Source organism: Sphaerisporangium fuscum (assembly GCF_018531465.1).
GTDB lineage: Bacteria > Actinomycetota > Actinomycetes > Streptosporangiales > Streptosporangiaceae > Sphaerisporangium > Sphaerisporangium fuscum.
Window position 1 is genome coordinate 94,121 of record NZ_JAHDTF010000004.1, and the last position, 16,280, is coordinate 110,400.

General features: G+C 71.0%; 15 protein-coding genes and 1 pseudogene. 4 read left to right on the forward strand and 12 right to left on the reverse strand.

The genetic code is table 11. The annotated features are described in order from the left end of the window. Positions 1-33: 33 nt before the first annotated feature. Together KIK05_RS05425 and KIK05_RS05430 are read right to left on the reverse strand one after the other, a co-directional pair. Positions 34-951 (reverse strand): hypothetical protein, encoded by a 918-nt coding sequence (locus KIK05_RS05425; RefSeq protein ID WP_214409438.1) that lies wholly within the window; start codon positions 949-951, stop codon positions 34-36. Further along, entirely contained in the window at positions 948-1,490 is a 543-nt protein-coding gene (locus KIK05_RS05430) for an RNA polymerase sigma factor (protein WP_214409439.1), read from the reverse strand. Before KIK05_RS05430 ends, KIK05_RS05425 begins: the two co-directional genes overlap by 4 nt. Before the next feature lie 127 nt (positions 1,491-1,617). Here KIK05_RS05430 and KIK05_RS05435 point away from each other — a divergent pair, with 127 nt between their 5' ends. Then, positions 1,618-1,965, forward strand: a complete 348-nt coding sequence (locus KIK05_RS05435) for a VOC family protein (protein WP_214409440.1) — start codon at positions 1,618-1,620, stop codon at positions 1,963-1,965. Positions 1,966-2,009: 44 nt separating this feature from the next. Here KIK05_RS05435 and KIK05_RS05440 read toward each other — a convergent pair whose 3' ends face one another. After that, complete coding sequence (locus tag KIK05_RS05440) at positions 2,010-2,621, reverse strand: CGNR zinc finger domain-containing protein (RefSeq protein WP_214409441.1); 612 nt, start codon at positions 2,619-2,621, stop codon at positions 2,010-2,012. 96 nt (positions 2,622-2,717) lie between these two features. Between KIK05_RS05440 and KIK05_RS05445 the strand changes: the two genes are divergently transcribed. Further along, positions 2,718-3,503, forward strand: coding sequence for an MBL fold metallo-hydrolase (locus KIK05_RS05445; RefSeq protein ID WP_214409442.1), 786 nt, complete (start codon positions 2,718-2,720; stop codon positions 3,501-3,503). Between the two features lie 27 nt (positions 3,504-3,530). Here KIK05_RS05445 and KIK05_RS05450 read toward each other — a convergent pair whose 3' ends face one another. The 9 genes and pseudogenes from KIK05_RS05450 to KIK05_RS05490 all read right to left on the reverse strand — a co-directional run bounded on the left by KIK05_RS05450 (position 3,531) and on the right by KIK05_RS05490 (position 13,492). After that, positions 3,531-5,117 (reverse strand): outer membrane protein assembly factor BamB family protein, encoded by a 1,587-nt coding sequence (locus tag KIK05_RS05450; RefSeq protein ID WP_214409443.1) that lies wholly within the window; start codon positions 5,115-5,117, stop codon positions 3,531-3,533. A 9-nt stretch (positions 5,118-5,126) separates the two neighbouring features. Further along, on the reverse strand, positions 5,127-6,722 hold the full coding sequence (locus tag KIK05_RS05455; protein ID WP_214409444.1) for a carboxylesterase/lipase family protein: 1,596 nt from the start codon (positions 6,720-6,722) through the stop codon (positions 5,127-5,129). A gap of 131 nt (positions 6,723-6,853) precedes the next feature. Beyond that, positions 6,854-8,728, reverse strand: coding sequence for an asparagine synthase-related protein (locus KIK05_RS05460; protein ID WP_214409445.1), 1,875 nt, complete (start codon positions 8,726-8,728; stop codon positions 6,854-6,856). A 347-nt stretch (positions 8,729-9,075) separates the two neighbouring features. After that, positions 9,076-9,474 (reverse strand): annotated as a pseudogene (locus tag KIK05_RS05465) (HD domain-containing protein); the annotation flags it as partial. 103 nt (positions 9,475-9,577) lie between these two features. Continuing rightward, positions 9,578-9,916, reverse strand: a complete 339-nt coding sequence (locus tag KIK05_RS05470; protein ID WP_214409446.1) for a helix-turn-helix domain-containing protein — start codon at positions 9,914-9,916, stop codon at positions 9,578-9,580. Continuing rightward, positions 9,913-10,275, reverse strand: coding sequence for a type II toxin-antitoxin system RelE/ParE family toxin (locus tag KIK05_RS05475; RefSeq protein ID WP_214409447.1), 363 nt, complete (start codon positions 10,273-10,275; stop codon positions 9,913-9,915). Before KIK05_RS05475 ends, KIK05_RS05470 begins: the two co-directional genes overlap by 4 nt. Before the next feature lie 91 nt (positions 10,276-10,366). Next, positions 10,367-11,479, reverse strand: coding sequence for a prenyltransferase (locus tag KIK05_RS05480; RefSeq protein ID WP_214409448.1), 1,113 nt, complete (start codon positions 11,477-11,479; stop codon positions 10,367-10,369). Continuing rightward, on the reverse strand, positions 11,476-12,189 hold the full coding sequence (locus KIK05_RS05485; RefSeq protein WP_214409449.1) for a class I SAM-dependent methyltransferase: 714 nt from the start codon (positions 12,187-12,189) through the stop codon (positions 11,476-11,478). The genes KIK05_RS05480 and KIK05_RS05485 overlap by 4 nt, the downstream gene beginning before the upstream one ends. A gap of 64 nt (positions 12,190-12,253) precedes the next feature. Continuing rightward, positions 12,254-13,492 carry a glycosyltransferase family 4 protein gene (locus tag KIK05_RS05490; protein WP_250562353.1) on the reverse strand — a complete coding sequence of 413 codons (1,239 nt, stop codon included), beginning with the start codon at positions 13,490-13,492 and terminating at the stop codon, positions 12,254-12,256. Between the two features lie 384 nt (positions 13,493-13,876). Here KIK05_RS05490 and KIK05_RS05495 point away from each other — a divergent pair, with 384 nt between their 5' ends. Both KIK05_RS05495 and KIK05_RS05500 read left to right on the forward strand, forming a co-directional pair. Further along, positions 13,877-14,902 carry a GDP-mannose 4,6-dehydratase gene (locus tag KIK05_RS05495; RefSeq protein ID WP_214409451.1) on the forward strand — a complete coding sequence of 342 codons (1,026 nt, stop codon included), beginning with the start codon at positions 13,877-13,879 and terminating at the stop codon, positions 14,900-14,902. A gap of 147 nt (positions 14,903-15,049) precedes the next feature. Further along, positions 15,050-16,246 carry an alginate lyase family protein gene (locus KIK05_RS05500; RefSeq protein ID WP_214409452.1) on the forward strand — a complete coding sequence of 399 codons (1,197 nt, stop codon included), beginning with the start codon at positions 15,050-15,052 and terminating at the stop codon, positions 16,244-16,246. The last annotated feature ends 34 nt before the right edge of the window (positions 16,247-16,280 follow it).

The following is a 16,280-nucleotide window of genomic DNA, read 5'->3' on the forward strand; positions in this document are numbered from 1 at the left end:
CGCGAACCTCGCCTGGAGCGGGGGGCGGCGTGGTCAGTTCACCGTGTCCCACCAGTGGTGGCTGGGAGAGGAGGCGGGGGCGGGGCCGGCCTCGGGCCCGGGGGCGACGAAGAGTTCGATCGTGTCGGAGCTGTACGCCCGGGAGTGGTCCACGATCCAGGTGTCCTTGATCTTGTCCGCCGGGACGGGCTGAGGGAAGAAGGAGTTGTCCGAGTAGCTCCACCACAGCTGGTAGACGGCCTTCAGCCCGCGCCGGTCCAGTTCGGCGCGGACCTCCGCGACCGTCTTGCCGTGGACCTTGAAACCGTCGGGCGTGTAGCCGTCCAGGGCGTTCAGGTACATGCCCGTGCCGGAGGGAGGGACCTCCACATAGGGCTCGCCGGGCGCGGCGGGGCGGCCGATCCCGAAGACGAGCCGGTCGGGGGAGCCCCCGCCCATCGTGAGCGTGGCGCAGAACGCGGACGCGCACGGTTCGACGGGGCTCATCGTCAGGTGGCCGGGCCAGCGACCTCTTTCGCTTTCGGGGATGAAGGGGCCGTACAGCTTGCCCACGTGAGCCGGCATCGCCGGGACCATCTTCACGATGGCCCTCACCCCGACCGCCCGGAACGCCTCCTCGATGCGCCGAGGATCGGCCGCGGGATCGGTGATCGTGATGCTGTAGTCGTCGTCCGCCTTCGTGATGGAGATGGCCGCGTTGGCGTACCGGGTGGCCGGGCCGCCGGTCGGCAGGCCGATGCCGATCGCGACGGCCGCGGCCAGTGCGACGGTGGCGGAGCCCAGCAGGTAGGGACGCCGCAGCCGCGGCCTCCGTCGTCGTGAGAGGGCCGGGACGCGCTCCTCGGCCATGATCGCCGTCATCAGCGCGCGGGCCCCCGGGCCGGTCGCCCGGCCGGCGGGGTCGCCGAGCAGGTCCTCGTCGCGCACCTTGGCGAGGTCGGAGATGTTCACACCGTGCTCCGTTCGAACGTGATGGCATTGGGGTGGTCGATGCCGGCTTTCGCCATGCCCCGCGCGAATCGCCTGCGGGCGCGGTGCAGCCGTACACGGGCGGCGTTGCGGGAGATGTCGAACGTGCGCGCGATCTGCCCGATGTCCAGCTTCTCCCAGGCGACGAGGGACAGCAGTTCCCGGTCGTCGTCGGACAGCTGCCGGAAGATCCTGCCCACCTGGGACAGGTCGTCTTCCGGCATGTGCGAGAGCAGAGGGGACACCGCCAGTTGCTCGCGCAGCGCCGCGGTGCGCTGCTCGTGGCGTCGTTCGCCGCGCCGGTGGTTGGCCAGCACCTTGCGGGCCACGCCGAACAGCCAGAGCCGGGCCTCGTCGCCTTTCGGTATCTCGTCCACGCGCCGCCAGGCGATCGTGAACGTCTCGGCCACCACGTCGGCCGCGTCGTCCGGCTCCTGGCAGCGGCGCAGGGCGTACCCCAGCAGAGGGCCGTACGCGCGCTCGTAGATCTCTACGAACCGGCCGTGGGAATCGTCTCCCATTCGGCCTCCTCACTTGGATCGTCGGTCATCCAAGCCATGTCCGGAATGCCGGAAGCATTACAGGGCGGCGTCCAGGAACGGGAACGCGCCTACGCTTTCCCGGCACGCAAGAGTTGGAGGAGGCGTCGTGGAGATCCGTCGTGTGGTGCCCGACATCAGGTCGGAGGCGTTGGAGGAGAGCCGTGACTTCTACGGCCGGCTGGGGTTCGTGGAGGTGATGAACCAGGGCTGGGTGATGACGCTCGCGTCCCCGTCCAACCCGACGGCACAGGTGACATTCATGGGGCCGGACGCCACGGCCGCCGTCCACCCGGACATGAGCATCGAGGTGGACGACGTGGACGCGGCCTACGCGGCGATGGTGGACGCCGGAGCGGAGGTCCTGCATCCGCTCCAGGACGAGGCCTGGGGGGTGCGGCGCTTCTTCGTCAGGGACCCCAACGGCCGGGTCCTGAACATCGTGGGCCACCGCTGACAGCCGGGTGACGCCCGAGGCGAGCGCCTCGGGCGTCGCGTGGCTCAGTCCGCCCCCTGCCGCGTGCGCTTGGCGTACGCGCGGGCGGCGCGGGCGCGGTCGCCGCAGCGGACCGAGCACCAGTGGCGGCGGCCGTGGGTGCGCAGCAGGAAGCGGTTGCAGGGCGGGGAGCCGCAGGCGGCCAGACGCTCGGCGTCGGGCCCGGTGAGCAGGTCGGCGGCGTCGGCCGCCAGGGCCGCGAGGGCGTGCTCGAGGATCTGGCTGGTGGGGTGGGAGGCGGCGCGGTACAGGCCGCGGGTCTGGTCCCAGTACAGCAAGGAGGCCGCCGGGACGCGGGACAGCGCGTCGTTCACGGCCGACAGGGCCGACGGCGGAGCGGGGAGCTCGTCGATCCGGGAGGCCAGCAGTGCCCTGACCTGTTCGCGCAGCGACCGCAGCTGAGCGGCGCATATCTCCCGCAGCCCGGCGTCCGGCGGGGCGAGATCGCGTTCGGCCAGCCACCTTGTGGCGGCTGCGGGCGTGCCGAGCAGGTCGAGGGTCTGGCCGCCGGGCAGGGCGAGCGCGCTGTTGGCGAAGTCGAGCGCAGGGTACTGCTCCGCCCCGGGTGCCGGCGGCGGGGCGGGGGACGGGGGCTCGACGGCCACGGCCTCTCTCATGGGTCTCATGTTACGTCTTGCGCGTTTCCGTGAGAACTCACTATGTTGGCCTCACGGAAAAACCGCTGTCTATCCATGAGGTGTTCCATGACCGGCATGAGTGCCATCGATGAGCAGGCCGTTCGCGTGCGGGTCTTCGGCGGCCCGACCGCCCTGATCGAATACGGCGGCCTGCGATTCCTGACCGACCCCACCTTCGACGCGCCCGGCGACTACCAGCGGCCGGGCCGCCCGCTGCTGACCAAGACGGCGCCCTCCTCCGTCGCCCCCGCCGACCTCGGCCGGATCGACGTGGTCCTGCTGTCGCATGACGAGCACGCCGACAACCTCGACGACTCCGGCCGCGCCCTGCTCGCCGACGTCCCGCTCACCCTCACCACCCCTGGGGGCGCCGGCCGGTTGGGAGACGGCGCCAAGGGGCTCGAGGACTGGGAGTCCATCGAGCTGGACCGTCCCGGGGGCGGCACGGTGACCGTCACGGGGGTGCCCGCCATCCACGGTCCCGGGACGCGCGAGGAGGTCGAACCGTTTCTCGGCCAGGTCGTCGGTTTCGTCCTGACCGGGGAGGGGCTGCCCACCGTCTACGTCAGCGGCGACAACGCCTCGCTCGAGGCGGTCGGGCAGATCGCCGAGCGCTTCGGCCCGGTGGACACAGCCGTCCTGTTCGCCGGAGCTCCCCGCTTCCCCGTCGTCTTCGACGGCGGCCTGCTCGTCCTCGACAGCGCCCAGGCCGCCGAGGCTGCCGGGATCCTCGGCGCCCGCCGGGTGGTTCCCGTCCACTACGACAGCTGGGCCCACTTCACCGAGGGCCGCGACGCCCTGGTGGCCGCCTTCACCGCCGCGGGCCTGGCCGGCCGCCTGGACCTGGCCGACCAGACCTGACCGCGCCGGTCACCGTGCGAGGGTCACCTACTTCAGGCCGAAGGCGAGCAGGACATGGCCGTTGGGGTTGGGGTAGGGGGTGAAGAAGTATCCGGACTGGACGTAGAGCATGCCGTGCGCGACCACGGCTCCGCCGCCGCCCGACACCGCGCCGCCGCGACCCGGTAGCCCGTTGACGCCCTGCACGTCCTGCATGGTGTCGTACGCCCACAGCACCCGCCCGTCACTGGCGGAGTAGGCGCGCATCTTGCCGTCCATGCTGCCCTCCCACACCAGGCCCGGCGTGGTGGTGACGGCCGGGCCGTGGCCGAGGCGGCACACCTGGGGGTACCGGGCCGCGACGCCGGTGGAGCAGCCGTCGGCCGGGTTGGGGACCTCCCACAGCAGGTGGCCGGTCGCCGGGTCCAGGGCGAACAGGGTGCCGGGGTTCGCCATGTAGGTCGCCACGTACAGCCGCTCGCCGTCGAAGCTGCTGCCCCACTGCACGCCGGACAGCCCGCCGCCGGGCATCGGCTTGGACAGCTGCCGCTGCCAGACGATCTGCCCGGTACGGGCGTCGAGCACGTGGTACACCCCCGCCTTCTGGCCGATGCCGAGCAACGTGCGACCGCCCGCCCGGAACAGGTTGGGCGACGCGCCGAGGTCGAAGTCCAGGGCGGTGCCGTCGGGCAGGTTGGGGCAGTACTCGCGGTCCTCCGGCGTGGGCAGCGAGCATTCCAGCCGCCAGGTGTCCACATCGGTCATCCGCCGCGTCCAGCGGGGGCGGCCGGTGTCGGCGTTCAGGGCCAGTACCGAGTCGTAGTGTCCCGCGCTGCCGGTGTAGTTCTGGCCCGTGCCGACGTAGATGGTCCGGGTGAGGGGGTCGATGGCCGGGGAGCTCCACACCCCAGCCCCCGAGGGGGCGTACCTGGGCGTGCCGTTGGGCCAGGTGCCGTCCTGCCGCGGTTCGGGCGTGGTGTGGAAGCGCCAGACGGGACGGCCGGTGTCGGCGTCCATGGCGTCCAGGTGGCCGCGGAAGGTGCAGCAGGCGTGGTCCTTGCCGAGGATGTTCTCGCCGCTGGACACCCCGACGTAGACCCGGTCACCGAAGACCAGGGGAGAGCTGGTGACGATGGCCGAGACGGTGTCGTCGAGCCTGCGCGACCAGGCCAGGCGGCCGGTGCGCTGATCCACGGCGTAGAAGTAGCCGCGCACGTCGCCGAAGTAGACCTTGCCTCTGGCCACGGCGGGCCCGTCCTGCACCTGCGTGCCGCCCTCGCCGACCGTGGTCAGGTCGAACTCCCACCTGGCCGCGCCGGTGACGGCGTCCCTGGCGTACAGCTTGCCGTCCGGCGAGCCGAAGTAGACGGTGTCACCGACGACGGCGGGCTGGCTGCGCGGTGTGCCGGCTTCCTTGGGGTAGGCGAACGCCCACTTCAGTTCGAGCGCGCTGACGTTCTGCGGGGTGATCCGGCGCTCGGCCGCGTTGTGGCGCCAGCCGAGCGCGTTGCCCTGCCACATCGGCCAGTCCCCGCCGGGCCGGCCGCCGTCGGCGGAGGCGGCAGGTGTGGTCGCGGCGGCCACGCACAACGCGACCAGCGCCGCCGCCACGCCGATGAGCCGTCTGCCGGTCATGTCGTCCTCCTAGTCGCCGTACGGGGTGTGCTGGTTCCAGAAGGCGCACTGGTGCTGCCTTCCGATCTCACGCGTGGCCGTGCTGTCACCGGCGGGGGCCAGCGACATGACGGCGGGGTCGGAGCCGGTGTACCGCGGCCAGTCGGGGGTGCCGTCCACGGTGGGGTTCCCGGTGCGGGCGAAGCCGGTCCACTGGGCGACGAGCTGGGCGCCGAAGGTGCGCTGGTTGGCGTCCAGATCAGGGGCCGGGCCGTACAGGAACGGCGCCTCGCTGACGTGGAAGGAGCCGTTGGGCTTGGTCCTGTCCAGGAAGAACAGCGGCGGGGCGTCGGTGTTGTCGACCTCGAAGGCGTACACGGGCAGGTGGCGGGCCAGCCGCCGGTCGTTCAGCAGCGCCGGGCAGACCGAGTTGCTGTCGGCCACGATCGTGCGGTACGCGATGAACGCCGAGGGCTCGGGGAACCTGGCGAGCGGGTAGCGCGCGAACACCTGCGGGGCCAGCGGGCCGTACTGCTGCCGGACCAGCTTCTCGTACTCCGCCGGGGTCGTGGCCGAGGCGAGCTGCACCTCGTCGCGGTCCACGCCGTGCATGAGCGTGACCTTGTTGACCTTGCCCTCGGCGAACGCCCGCCCGGGGGACACGGTCAGGATGCGGCCGTCCACGATGGGCGCGATCGTGCCGCGGTCGGGGCCGAGACCGTCGGCGGACTGGTCCAGCAACGCCTTGACGGGCTTGGCGCGCAGGCAGGCGGCGACGTCGGCGGCCGGCTCGCAGCCGAGCGCGGCGGCGAAGCGGTCGCCGGCCCGCTGGGCCTCGGCCAGGGTGGGCAGCTCGGCCTTGCAGTCCTGCGGTTGCCACATGGTGTCGACGCCGCGCAGCGAGTTGTACTCGCCGCTCTGCACGATTCCCTTCTGGAACAGTCCCCTGGCCGTGGGCGAGACGGTGTGCGCGCAGACGCTCGACCCGCCCGCGCTGGCCCCGAAGATCGTCACATTGCCGGGGTCGCCGCCGAAGCGGGCGATGTTGCGGCGAATCCAGCGCAGCGCCTCCTGCTGGTCGCTCAGCGCGTAGTTACCGGAGTGGGGCCCGAACGCGCGGTGGGACAGGAAACCGAAGACGCCGAGCCGGTAGCCCACTCCGACGTGGACGACCTGCCCCGCCTTGGCGAGATAGGAGCCGTCGCCGGGGGCGCCGAACCTGAACCCGCCGCCGTGGAACTCCACCATCACCGCGAGCTTTCCCGCGCCGACGTCGGCGGGGGTGACGATGCTGAGCTTGAGGCAGTCCTCGTTCTCCGACGGCGAGCCGAGCAGGGCGCCCTGCGGGCAGGAGCCGCCCCGCTCGGTGGCCGGCAGGACGCCGGTCCACGGCTCATGCGCTTTCGCGGGCGTCCAGCGCAGCTCGCCCACGGGCGGCTCGGCGTAGGGGACGCCGAGCCAGGACCGTACGCCGTCGCCGGTCGTCCCGCACACCTGACCGGTGTCGGTGGTGACGGTGGTGCCGGGGGCGCAGGCGGGGGCTGCGAGGGGGGCCGCCTGCGAGGGGGTCATCGTGCCGAGCAACGCGAGTGCCACTAGCGCGCTCAGCCCGTACCTAGGCTTCATGGGGCGCTTCCTCACCTGTTCGGGATCACAGGCATCATGACAACGGCAGTCAGGAGGATCAATGCCGCTGGTCATAACAGCGTCCCATCACCCGGACGTATACGACCGCCGTCCTGCGGCGACAGCCGCCGTCACTGACCGCCGGGGCGCGGTGAGGGGATGCGCAGCGGCGGGAGCCCGGGAGCGACGGGTGTCGAGAAGGCGTCCGTCAGCATCACCGACACCGTGTACAGGTGCCACAGGACGTCCATCCGCTGCTTCACCAGCAGCTCCGGCAGCCGCGCCGCGCCGGCCCCGTCGACGATGCGCGCGAGCCCGTCGGTCCCTGGTGCCTCTCGCGCGCCGTTGACCGCCGCGCACAGCAGGTCGGTCAGCTCGCGTGAGGGCTTCGTCCGCCAGTTCCACGGCTTCTCGCCCGGGGCGGCCCTGGACGGCCCGGCCTCGGAAGGGCCGCCGGGCGTGGTGGCGAACCGGCGCCGGAGCCGGTCCATCAGCCCCCGGGCGGGGGAGTCGGTGGTGAATCGCCACGGTGTGCCCTCGATGGGGACGTCGCGCAGCGAGGGCGCGAAAGCGGTGATCACGCCGTGGATGAGCTCTTCGGATCGCCGCCACATCGGATCCATGCTCAGCGCGGTCCGGACGACCAGATTGTCGAGGAACGGCGGGACGGGATTCTGGCCGCGCAGCAGCGACGCGCGGGAGGCGGCGTGCCAGCGGCCCACGCGGTACGTCAGATAGAGGTCGTCGAGCACCTTCGCGCCGTCGTCCCGGCAGCGATCCTGCCAGGGGGACGCCAGGGCACGGGCGTGCTCCTTGGCCTCCTCGGTCAGCAGGTCGGTGTTCTTGCCGAAAAAGCCGTCCACCCTGCGCCTGATGGCCTTGGGATCCGGATCGGCCTGGTTCTGCAGGAAACCGCCCCGCAGGATCTCCCCGCCGTGGCCGGACATCCGGGGCGTCGGGTCGAACCGCACGCCGTTCGGGATGTTCTCGTACACCGAGATCATGCCCTCGCACGCGAACAGCACGTTGTGGCCGCGGACGAGGGGATGCGGGACGACGAGCGCCTCGCCGTCCTCGGACCGTTTCGGCCGGGCGACGTCGTGCCGGACGCCCAGCGCGTCCGCGACCTGCCTGGCGATCACGACGTCGGGGCTGTCGTCCTGCCCCGAGGTCGCCGTGACGAACGGGATGTCCGCCCTGTGCAGCAGTGCGGCGAGGAGACGGCTGTCACGGCCCCCGGTGAGTGACAGTCGTACCGGCTCCGGGGTGTCCCGCAGCGGCCGTACCGCGGCGAGCAGCGCGTCGGCGAGCTCGTCGACCTGGGCGCGCACCGCGCGCCTTCCGGACGGCGCCGGGCGGGTCGGCGGAAGCGGGGCCGCGCCGATGGTACGGCGGCCGGCGGTGACGACGATCTCGGCGGCGGGCGGCAACGCGCCGACCCCGAGGAACGGCGTCTCGTCGGAGAGGAAGTACCCGACCCGCACCATCGACTCCAGCGCGGGCAGGTCCCAGACGATCTCGGGCCGCCTGGACGCCGTCTCGGCCGCCCTGGCGGCGAGGTGGACCAGCAGCGCGCGGCTGCCGACGACGTGGACGTCGGAGGTCTCGGCGTAGTAGACGGGACACGCCCGCGTGAGCCCCGTCGCCGCGCCCACCTCCCCCTCGCCGGCCCGGAAGATCGAGAAGACGCCGCCGGTACGGGCGGTGGTCTCTCCCAGGCGGGGAGCCGCCAGCAACCGGTCCACCTCGGCGGGCTCGGCCAGGTGCCCGGTGAGGCCCGCCACCCGGCCGGCCCCCGAGCACACGATCGGTAACCCGTGCCCCTCGGGCTCGTTCGACCAGGAGAGCAGCGCCGTGTCGCCCGCGGCCGACCGCCATTCGCTCGCGGTCACGGTCTCGGCGGGCACGGGGAAGGCGCGTGTGATGGCCTGGCGCGCCGCGTCGAGCACCACGGGCGGCAGCGGGACCCCCGCACGCTTGGCCGCGACCGCTAGATGGACGCGCAACGCGACCTCCTGGCGGCCCTGGGAGCAGCGGCGACGGCGGGGTACGGAACTGTTCGACCGGCGTGACGCCGCTGGAGGACCTTCGGTGGAGCGGTCATACGACAGGTGTCCCTTCGATGGCTTACACCTGCTACTCCGCCGATGCCCGCATTCGATTTCACGGGCCGCCTGCGTCGTCCCCCCGCTGAGGTCGAGACGTCCCGGTCATGTGCGGCTCAGGCCGTCGAGAGCCAGTGGACCTGGTGGGCCTCGGTCGGGTCGGGGAGCTCCCAGCGGCCGGCGAGCCGGTCGATGACCGCGTCGGGGACGGGTGAGGTGCGGGCGCGGTTGCGCGCGTACAGCACGGGCTTCTGCAGGTCGGAGCGTTCCAGGGCCCAGAACGGCACCTGGTGGTGGCGCACCAGCCCGGCCACGTGCTCGCGCCAGGCGATGGGCGCGCCCAGTTCCCACAGGACGCGGCGCACGGCCAGGTCGCCGCGGCGTGAATGGCCGTGCGCGGTGATCCGGCCGTCGTCCTCGGTGCGTGTGCAGTCGGGCTTGGCGATGTCGTGCATGAGGACGGCGGCGAACAGCCGTACGCGCTCGCCGGGCGGGCGGGACCGCCATTCCGGAAGGGAGGCCAGGGCCTCGCAGGCCATCCGCGTGTGCGTCTCGACGTCGCCCTCGGCGTGGTGGACCGCGTCCTGCGGCACGTCCGCGAGGCGCCGTACCCAGGCGAAGGCGTCCCGGATCTCCGGCCACGGCACCTGCCAGTGCGGCGGCTTCGGCCGGGGTCCTCCCTACCGGATTTCCATCCTTAGCCGACGTCCTGTACCCAGCTTGTGGATGACGGTGTCTTCGCTTCGGCTGTCATCCGGTACGACGTCCGCGCGGAGCGTCGAGGACCATGATCGACTCCCCGAAGTCCGCCACGATCTTAAGCTGCCCTCCCAGGGCAGCCACATAAGCGGCGAGTGTGGCGACCTCGCTGATCACGCCGTTCTCGATCTGTGAGATGCGGGCCTGGGACACTCCCATCGCCTGGGCGATGTCCTCCTGGCGCAGACCGAGCTTCCGTCTGGCCTCGGCGAGTTGATAGGCCCGCTGCCGGGCTATCAACTCGTTGCGGAGTTCGGCGATCTCCTGCTCATCCTCTGGTCCAATGAGCTCGGAACGCAACTCCTCCCACGTCACAGGTTGTTCGTTCATTGCTCTCTCTCCTTCAGATAGCGGGCGAAGCGCTTCTCTGCCATCTCGATCGCCTCGTCGTACCAGCGTTCCCAGTTGCCGGACTTGTCGCCCGCGACCAGGAAGACGGCCTGACGCCACGGGTCGAAGACGAAGAGCAAGCGAACCTCACTCCGCCCGCTTGATCCGGGTCTGAGTTCCTTGAGATTGCGGATGGTCGAACCCTGAAGTGTGTCTACCAGCGGACGCCCCAAGCCCGGCCCCTCCTCGCAGATTCGATCGAGGGCGGCGGCAATCAGCTTGAGCGTTTGTCTGTCGCCCTTCCGCAGCTCATGAAGCCAGTCGCGAACCTCCGGAATGATCACTATCTGCCACTGCACTCCAGGATAATAAATTTCTTATCTTGATCCAAGCGCAGTTTCGTCAACACTCCGTATCGCGAATCTCACTCTCTGGTGAACGTGGGGAGAGCTAAGTCCGGCTGGAGGCCGGGGAGCAGCCGCAGGCTTCGGGGTCGGTGGCGGGGGTGGGGGTGCGGGCGGCGGCGTCGCGGAAGATGGAGGCGCCGGGGGTGGTGCCCGAGAGGGCGTCGGCGGCGAGGACGACGGCGGCGGCCGTGTACGCCGACTGTTCGTGCGGGAAGTGCTTCTCGTTGACGAACTGCCAGCCGGTCCAGTACGAGCCGTCCGCGTGCCGCAGGTGCTGCATGTCGCGGTAGACGGCCAGGGCGCGCTCACGGTCGCCCGCCGCGTCCAGGGTGAGCGCCAGCTCGCACGACTCGGCCCCCGTCACCCACGGCTGGTCGGACACGCAGCGGACGCCGAGGCCGGGGACGACGAACGTCTCCCACTCCTCCTCCAGCCGTCGCGCCGCGGCCTGCCCGCGCACCGCGCCGCCGAGGATCGGGTAGTACCAGTCCATGGAGAACCGGCTCTTGTCGGCGAACGCCTCCGGGTGGTCGGTGAGGGCGTGGCCGAGACGGTCGACGGCCAGCTCCCAGTCGGGCTGCGGCTCGTCGAGGTACTCCCCGAGCAGCACGCCGCAGCGCAGTCCCTGGTGGATCGAGGAGCAGCCGGTGAGCAGGGCGTACGCCCCCGGCGCACCCGACGCCGTACGCTCCCACACGATCTCGCCGCGCGCGGTCTGCAGGCCGACGACGAAGTCGAGCGCCTTGCGCACCATCGGCCACATCGCGCGGGCGAAGTCCTCCTCGCCGGTGACCAGCAGGTCGTGCCAGACGCCGACGGCGACGTAGGCGGCGTGGTTGCTCTCGCCGTTCGTCTCAAGCGGCTCGCCGCGCAGCACCTTCATCGGCCACGACCCGTCGTCGCGCTGGTGGCGCAGCAGCCAGTCGTAGCCCTTCCTGGCCTCGGCGGTGAGGCCGGCCACCGTCATCGCCATGAGGCACTCGACGTGGTTCCACGCGTCGACGTGCCCCTCCGGCCACGGCACCCCGCCGTCGGGCTCCTGTACGGCCGCGATGCTCCGCGCCGTGGCGACCACCTGCTCGGCGGTGATCACCCCGGGCACGGACGGCAGGGTCGACGGGTGGCCGGGGGAGGGGACGGCGGCCGGTTCGGTCATGCGGGCTTCCGGACGTAGAGGACCACGCTCTTACCGATGAGGGGGTTGAGCACGGCCTCCGCGATCCGGGTGGCGGCCGGGCGCTTCATGATGTCCCAGACCAGCAGCTCGTGGTACGCCTTGGCGAGCGGGTGGTCGTTGTCGTCGACGCCGACGGCGCACTTGATCCACCAGTAGGGCGAGTGCAGGCCGTGGGCGTAGTGGTGGGGGCCGATCTCCATGCCGATCGACTTCAGCTTCGCGGTCAGCTCGGCGAGGGTGTAGATCCGCACGTGCCCGCCGGGCGCCGTGTGGTACGCCTCCGACAGTGCCCAGCAGATGCGCTCGGGCAGGAAGCTCGGCACCGTGACGGCCGCGTGGCCGCCCGGCTTGAGCACGCGGTGGATCTCGCGCATCGCCGCCATGTCGTCCGGGATGTGCTCCAGCACCTCGGCCGCGATCACCCGGTCGAACGACGCGTCGGGGAACGGCATCGCCAGCGCGTCGCCGGTCACGGTCTCGCCGCTGGCGCCCTCCGGCACCTCGCCCGCCTTGTCCATCGCGGCGAACATGCTCGCGACGTTCTCCAGCTCCTTGGCGTCCTGGTCGAACGCCACGACGTCCGCGCCGCGCCGCAGCACCTCGAACGCGTGACGGCCACCGCCGCACCCGAGGTCGAGCACGCGGACACCGGGCCCGACCGGGAGCCTCCCGAAGTCGACGGTCAGCACTTACCGCTCCCCTTTCGCCTTGCCGGGGTCGCCGTCCGGCGACCCTTCGCCGTGCCGAGAGCGGTCATCGCCGCCCTTTCTCCTGCTTGCGGGCCGCGATGGCCTCGCGGTACGCCTCGACGGTGCGCTTGGCGACGACCTGCCAGGTGTACCTCTCCATCACCCGGTCGTAGCCGGCCCGGCCCACGCGTTCGCGCTCCTCCGGCGAGTCGTGCAGGCGGCGCAGCACCGAGGCGAGCTCCTCGGGGTCGCCCGGCGCGACCTGGATCGCCGCGTCGCCGACGACCTCGGGAAGCGCGCCCGTCCGGCTGGCGACGAGCGGGGTCGCGCAGGCCATGTGCTCGACGGCGGGCAGCGAGAAGCCCTCGTACAGCGACGGCACGACCGAGATCTCCGAGGTGGCGATGAGCTCGCCGAGCTCGTCGTCGGAGATGCCGTGCACGAACCGCACCCGGTCGCCGAGGGCGAGCTCCTGGACGAGCTTCTCGGTCGGCCCGCCGGGGGTGGGCTTGCTGACGACGGTGAGGTTCACGTCGCGTTCGGTGGCGAGCTTGGCGACGGCGCGCAGCAGGGTGGCGACGCCCTTCATCGGGGAGTCGGCGCTGGCGACGGCGACGATCGAGCCCTTGCGCCTGGGCAGGTGCGGACGCGGGTGGAAGTACCGGGTGTCGACGCCGAGGGGGATGAGCCGCATGCTGCTCTGCGGCACGTTGAAGTCGCGGTGGATGTCGGCGAGGCTCGACTCGCTGACGGTGAGGATCGGCTTCAGGCGGGGCGCGACGATGCTCTGCATGCGCACGAAGCCGTACCAGCGGCGCATCGACAGCTGCTTGCGCAGCGGCGCGGCCTGCAGCTCGATGCGGCGGTCGACGCTGATCGGGTGGTGGATGGTGCCGACGACGGGGAACAGCTTCTGGATGCCGAGCACGCCGTAGCCGAGCGTCTGGTTGTCCTGCACGACGTCGAAGTCGCCCCGGCGCTTCTTCAGCGCGCGCAGTGCCCGCAGGCTGAAGGTCAGGGGCTCGGGGAAGCCGGCCGTCCACATCGTGGCGACCTCGAGCATGTCGATCCAGTCGCGGTACTCGTCCCGTTTGGGGGTGCGGAACGGGTCCTCGTCGCGGTAGAGGTCCAGGCTCGGCACCTTGGTCAGTACGACGCCTTCGTCCAGCTCGGGGTACGGCTGGCCGGAGAACACCTCGACGTAGTGTCCGAGGGCGACGAGTTCGCGGCTGAGGTGGCGCAGGTAGACGCCCTGGCCGCCGCAGGTGGGCTTGCTGCGGTACGACAGCAGGGCGACGCGCAGCCGCCCTTCGGTGCCTTCCGGCTGGTTCGTTCCGTACGGTCCGTGCTCTCGCGCGTCGTCTGGAACCTCCACGGACACCCCTTTCAAGGCGGTGCTCGGTAGCCGCCCACAAGTGGGCATGTACCGCGAAAGCTGATCTTAGACGCGAAGACTACCATCTTGGGGTAGACATGGAATTGTGCCTCACATCACGCTCAGTGGCCGCGAGCTGGGAAGTTAGGCTGACCGAGCGCTGCTCGGTAGAACGGGTTCTATGGAGGGTCGGCGGGCCGGTCCGTCACCCGTAGCGCTCCACCGGGGGCATGGCGGTACATTCGCGTCTTACAGCTCGAAGTTCGGGTGAAGCCATCCAAGCCGCCAAGCCCGAGGAACCAGGAGGACCTGTTGGCCAGGCGTGCGCTGATCACTGGCATCACCGGGCAGGACGGCTCCTACCTCGCCGAACACCTGCTCGACCAGGGATACGACGTCTGGGGCCTCGTGCGAGGGCAGGCCAACCCCCGGGTCTCGCGGGTCCGCAAGCTCCTGCAGGACGTGCAGCTTGTGCGCGGCGACCTGCTCGACCAGGGCTCCCTCATCTCCGCCGTGGAACGTGTTCAGCCGGACGAGGTCTACAACCTCGGCGCCATCTCCTTCGTCCCCATGTCGTGGGAGCAGGCCGAGCTGACGGCCGAGGTGACCGGCATGGGCGTGCTTCGCATGCTGGAGGCCATCAGGGTGTGCTCGGGGATCACGTCCTCCCGGGCGGCAGGCTCCGGACAGATCCGCTTTTATCAGGCTTCGTCCTCGGAGATGTTCGGGCAGGTGCGCGAGACGCCGCAGAACGAGCGCACTCCCTTCCATCCGCGCTCGCCGTACGGCGTCGCCAAGGCCTACGGGCACTTCCTCACCCAGAACTACCGCGAGTCGTACGGCATGTTCGCCGTCTCCGGGATCCTGTTCAACCACGAGTCGCCCCGGCGCGGCGCGGAGTTCGTCACCCGCAAGGTGAGCCTGGGCGCGGCGCGGATCAAGCTCGGCCTCGCCTCCGAACTGCGACTGGGCAATCTGTCGGCCCGGCGCGACTGGGGCTACGCCGGCGACTACGTGCAGGCCATGCGCCTGATGCTCCAGGCCGACGCGCCCGAGGACTATGTCATCGGCACCGGCCGCACCCAGTCGGTGCGGGAGCTGGTCGTCGCCGCGTTCGAGGCCGCCGGGCTCGACTGGGAGCGGTACGTCGTCGCCGACCAGGCGCTGCACCGTCCCGCCGAGGTCGACCTGCTGTGCGCCGACCCCAAGAAGGCGCGCGTGCAGCTCGGCTGGGAGCCCTCGGTGCCGTTCGAGGACCTGGTCGCCATGATGGTCGAGTCGGACATCAAGCTCCTGTCCGACGGCGGCGACCCCGACCAGGACTCCTCCTGGCCGTAAGCTCGCTTCCCCTTGCGTTCCGGCCACACTTTGTAAACGAGCCTTACGATTCATCGCGCAGCACTTGACCACTGAGTCCCGGCGTCAGTTGGATCGGCAGTCACCACACAAGTGGTCCACGCCCTCGACCCCCAGCGGGAGCGCAAGATGCCACGACGTCTGATCGTCAGCGGGCTCACCGGCACGGTCCTCCTCCTCTCGGGAGCACTCGCCGGGACCCAGGCGGACGCCCAAGCCCGTCCCGTCGCCGTGAAGGCGGCCTCCTTCACCCATCCCGGCGTCCTCGTCGGCAAGGAAGGCCTCGGCTTCGTCGCGGGCAAGGTCGCGGCCGGAGCCGAGCCGTGGAAGACGGCCTTCGCGAAGATGAAGGCGAGCAGGTACGCCTCGCTCAGCCGCACCCCGAAGCCCCGCGCGAACGTCGAGTGCGGGTCCGGCTCCAACCCGAACAACGGCTGCTCGGATGAGCGTGAGGACGCCCTCGCCGCCTACACCGACGCGCTGATGTGGGCGATCACCAAGGACGTCCGGTACGCCGAGAAGTCCATCGCGATCATGGACGCCTGGTCGCCGGTGATCAAGGAGCACACCAACTCGAACGCCCCCCTGCAGACCGGCTGGTCGGGCGCGTCCTGGTCTCGGGCCGCGGAGATCATCAAGCACCTGTACGGCACGTGGCCGAACGCGGGCAGGTTCGCCACCATGCTCCGGACCGTCTACCTCCCCTTGGTCATCAAGGGAGCCCCGGCCAAGAACGGCAACTGGGAACTCATCATGACCGACGCCGCGATCGGCATCGCGGTCTTCCTCGACGACAGGGCGTCGTTCGACACGGCCGTGGGCACCTGGCGCAAGCGGCTCCCGGCGTACATCTACCTCAAGTCGGACGGCCCGCTCCCCGTCCCGCCGCCCGGAGCCGGCAAGGACACCGGAGCCGAACTGATCGACTACTGGCAGGGGCAGAAGACGTTCGTCGACGGGCTCAGCCAGGAGACCTGCCGCGACTTCGGGCACACCGGGTGGGGCATCGACGCCGCCGTCCACGTCGCCGAGACCGCCCGACTCCAGGGCGTCGACCTGTACGCCGAGGGCAAGGACCGGCTGCGGCACGCGCTCGGCTTCCACGCGGCGTACGAACTCGGCGCCGCGGTGCCGTCGTGGCTGTGCGGCGGCAAGGTGAACCTCGGCCTCGGCCCGGTCGCCGAGATCGGCTACAACGCCCTGCACAACCGCCTCGGCATCGCGATGTCCAAGACCGCCCAGTACGTCACCACGACCCGCCCCTCCGGCTCCGACGACCGCTTCCTCGCCTGGGAAACCCTCACCCACGCCGAAAACCCCAGCTGACCAGCCGAACCGCGCTGGAGCTCCCCCGCGGGTG

Bases quoted from the DNA above. Each gene is read 5' to 3' on its own strand.
- KIK05_RS05470 (WP_214409446.1), bottom strand. From the start codon at position 9,916: ATGAACGAACAACCTGTGACGTGGGAGGAGTTGCGTTCCGAGCTCATT.
- KIK05_RS05450 (WP_214409443.1), bottom strand. From the start codon at position 5,117: ATGACCGGCAGACGGCTCATCGGCGTGGCGGCGGCGCTGGTCGCGTTG.
- KIK05_RS05455 (WP_214409444.1), bottom strand. From the start codon at position 6,722: ATGAAGCCTAGGTACGGGCTGAGCGCGCTAGTGGCACTCGCGTTGCTC.
- KIK05_RS05445 (WP_214409442.1), top strand. From the start codon at position 2,718: ATGAGTGCCATCGATGAGCAGGCCGTTCGCGTGCGGGTCTTCGGCGGC.
- KIK05_RS05430 (WP_214409439.1), bottom strand. From the start codon at position 1,490: ATGGGAGACGATTCCCACGGCCGGTTCGTAGAGATCTACGAGCGCGCG.
- KIK05_RS05480 (WP_214409448.1), bottom strand. From the start codon at position 11,479: ATGACCGAACCGGCCGCCGTCCCCTCCCCCGGCCACCCGTCGACCCTG.
- KIK05_RS05440 (WP_214409441.1), bottom strand. From the start codon at position 2,621: ATGAGAGAGGCCGTGGCCGTCGAGCCCCCGTCCCCCGCCCCGCCGCCG.
- KIK05_RS05500 (WP_214409452.1), top strand. From the start codon at position 15,050: ATGCCACGACGTCTGATCGTCAGCGGGCTCACCGGCACGGTCCTCCTC.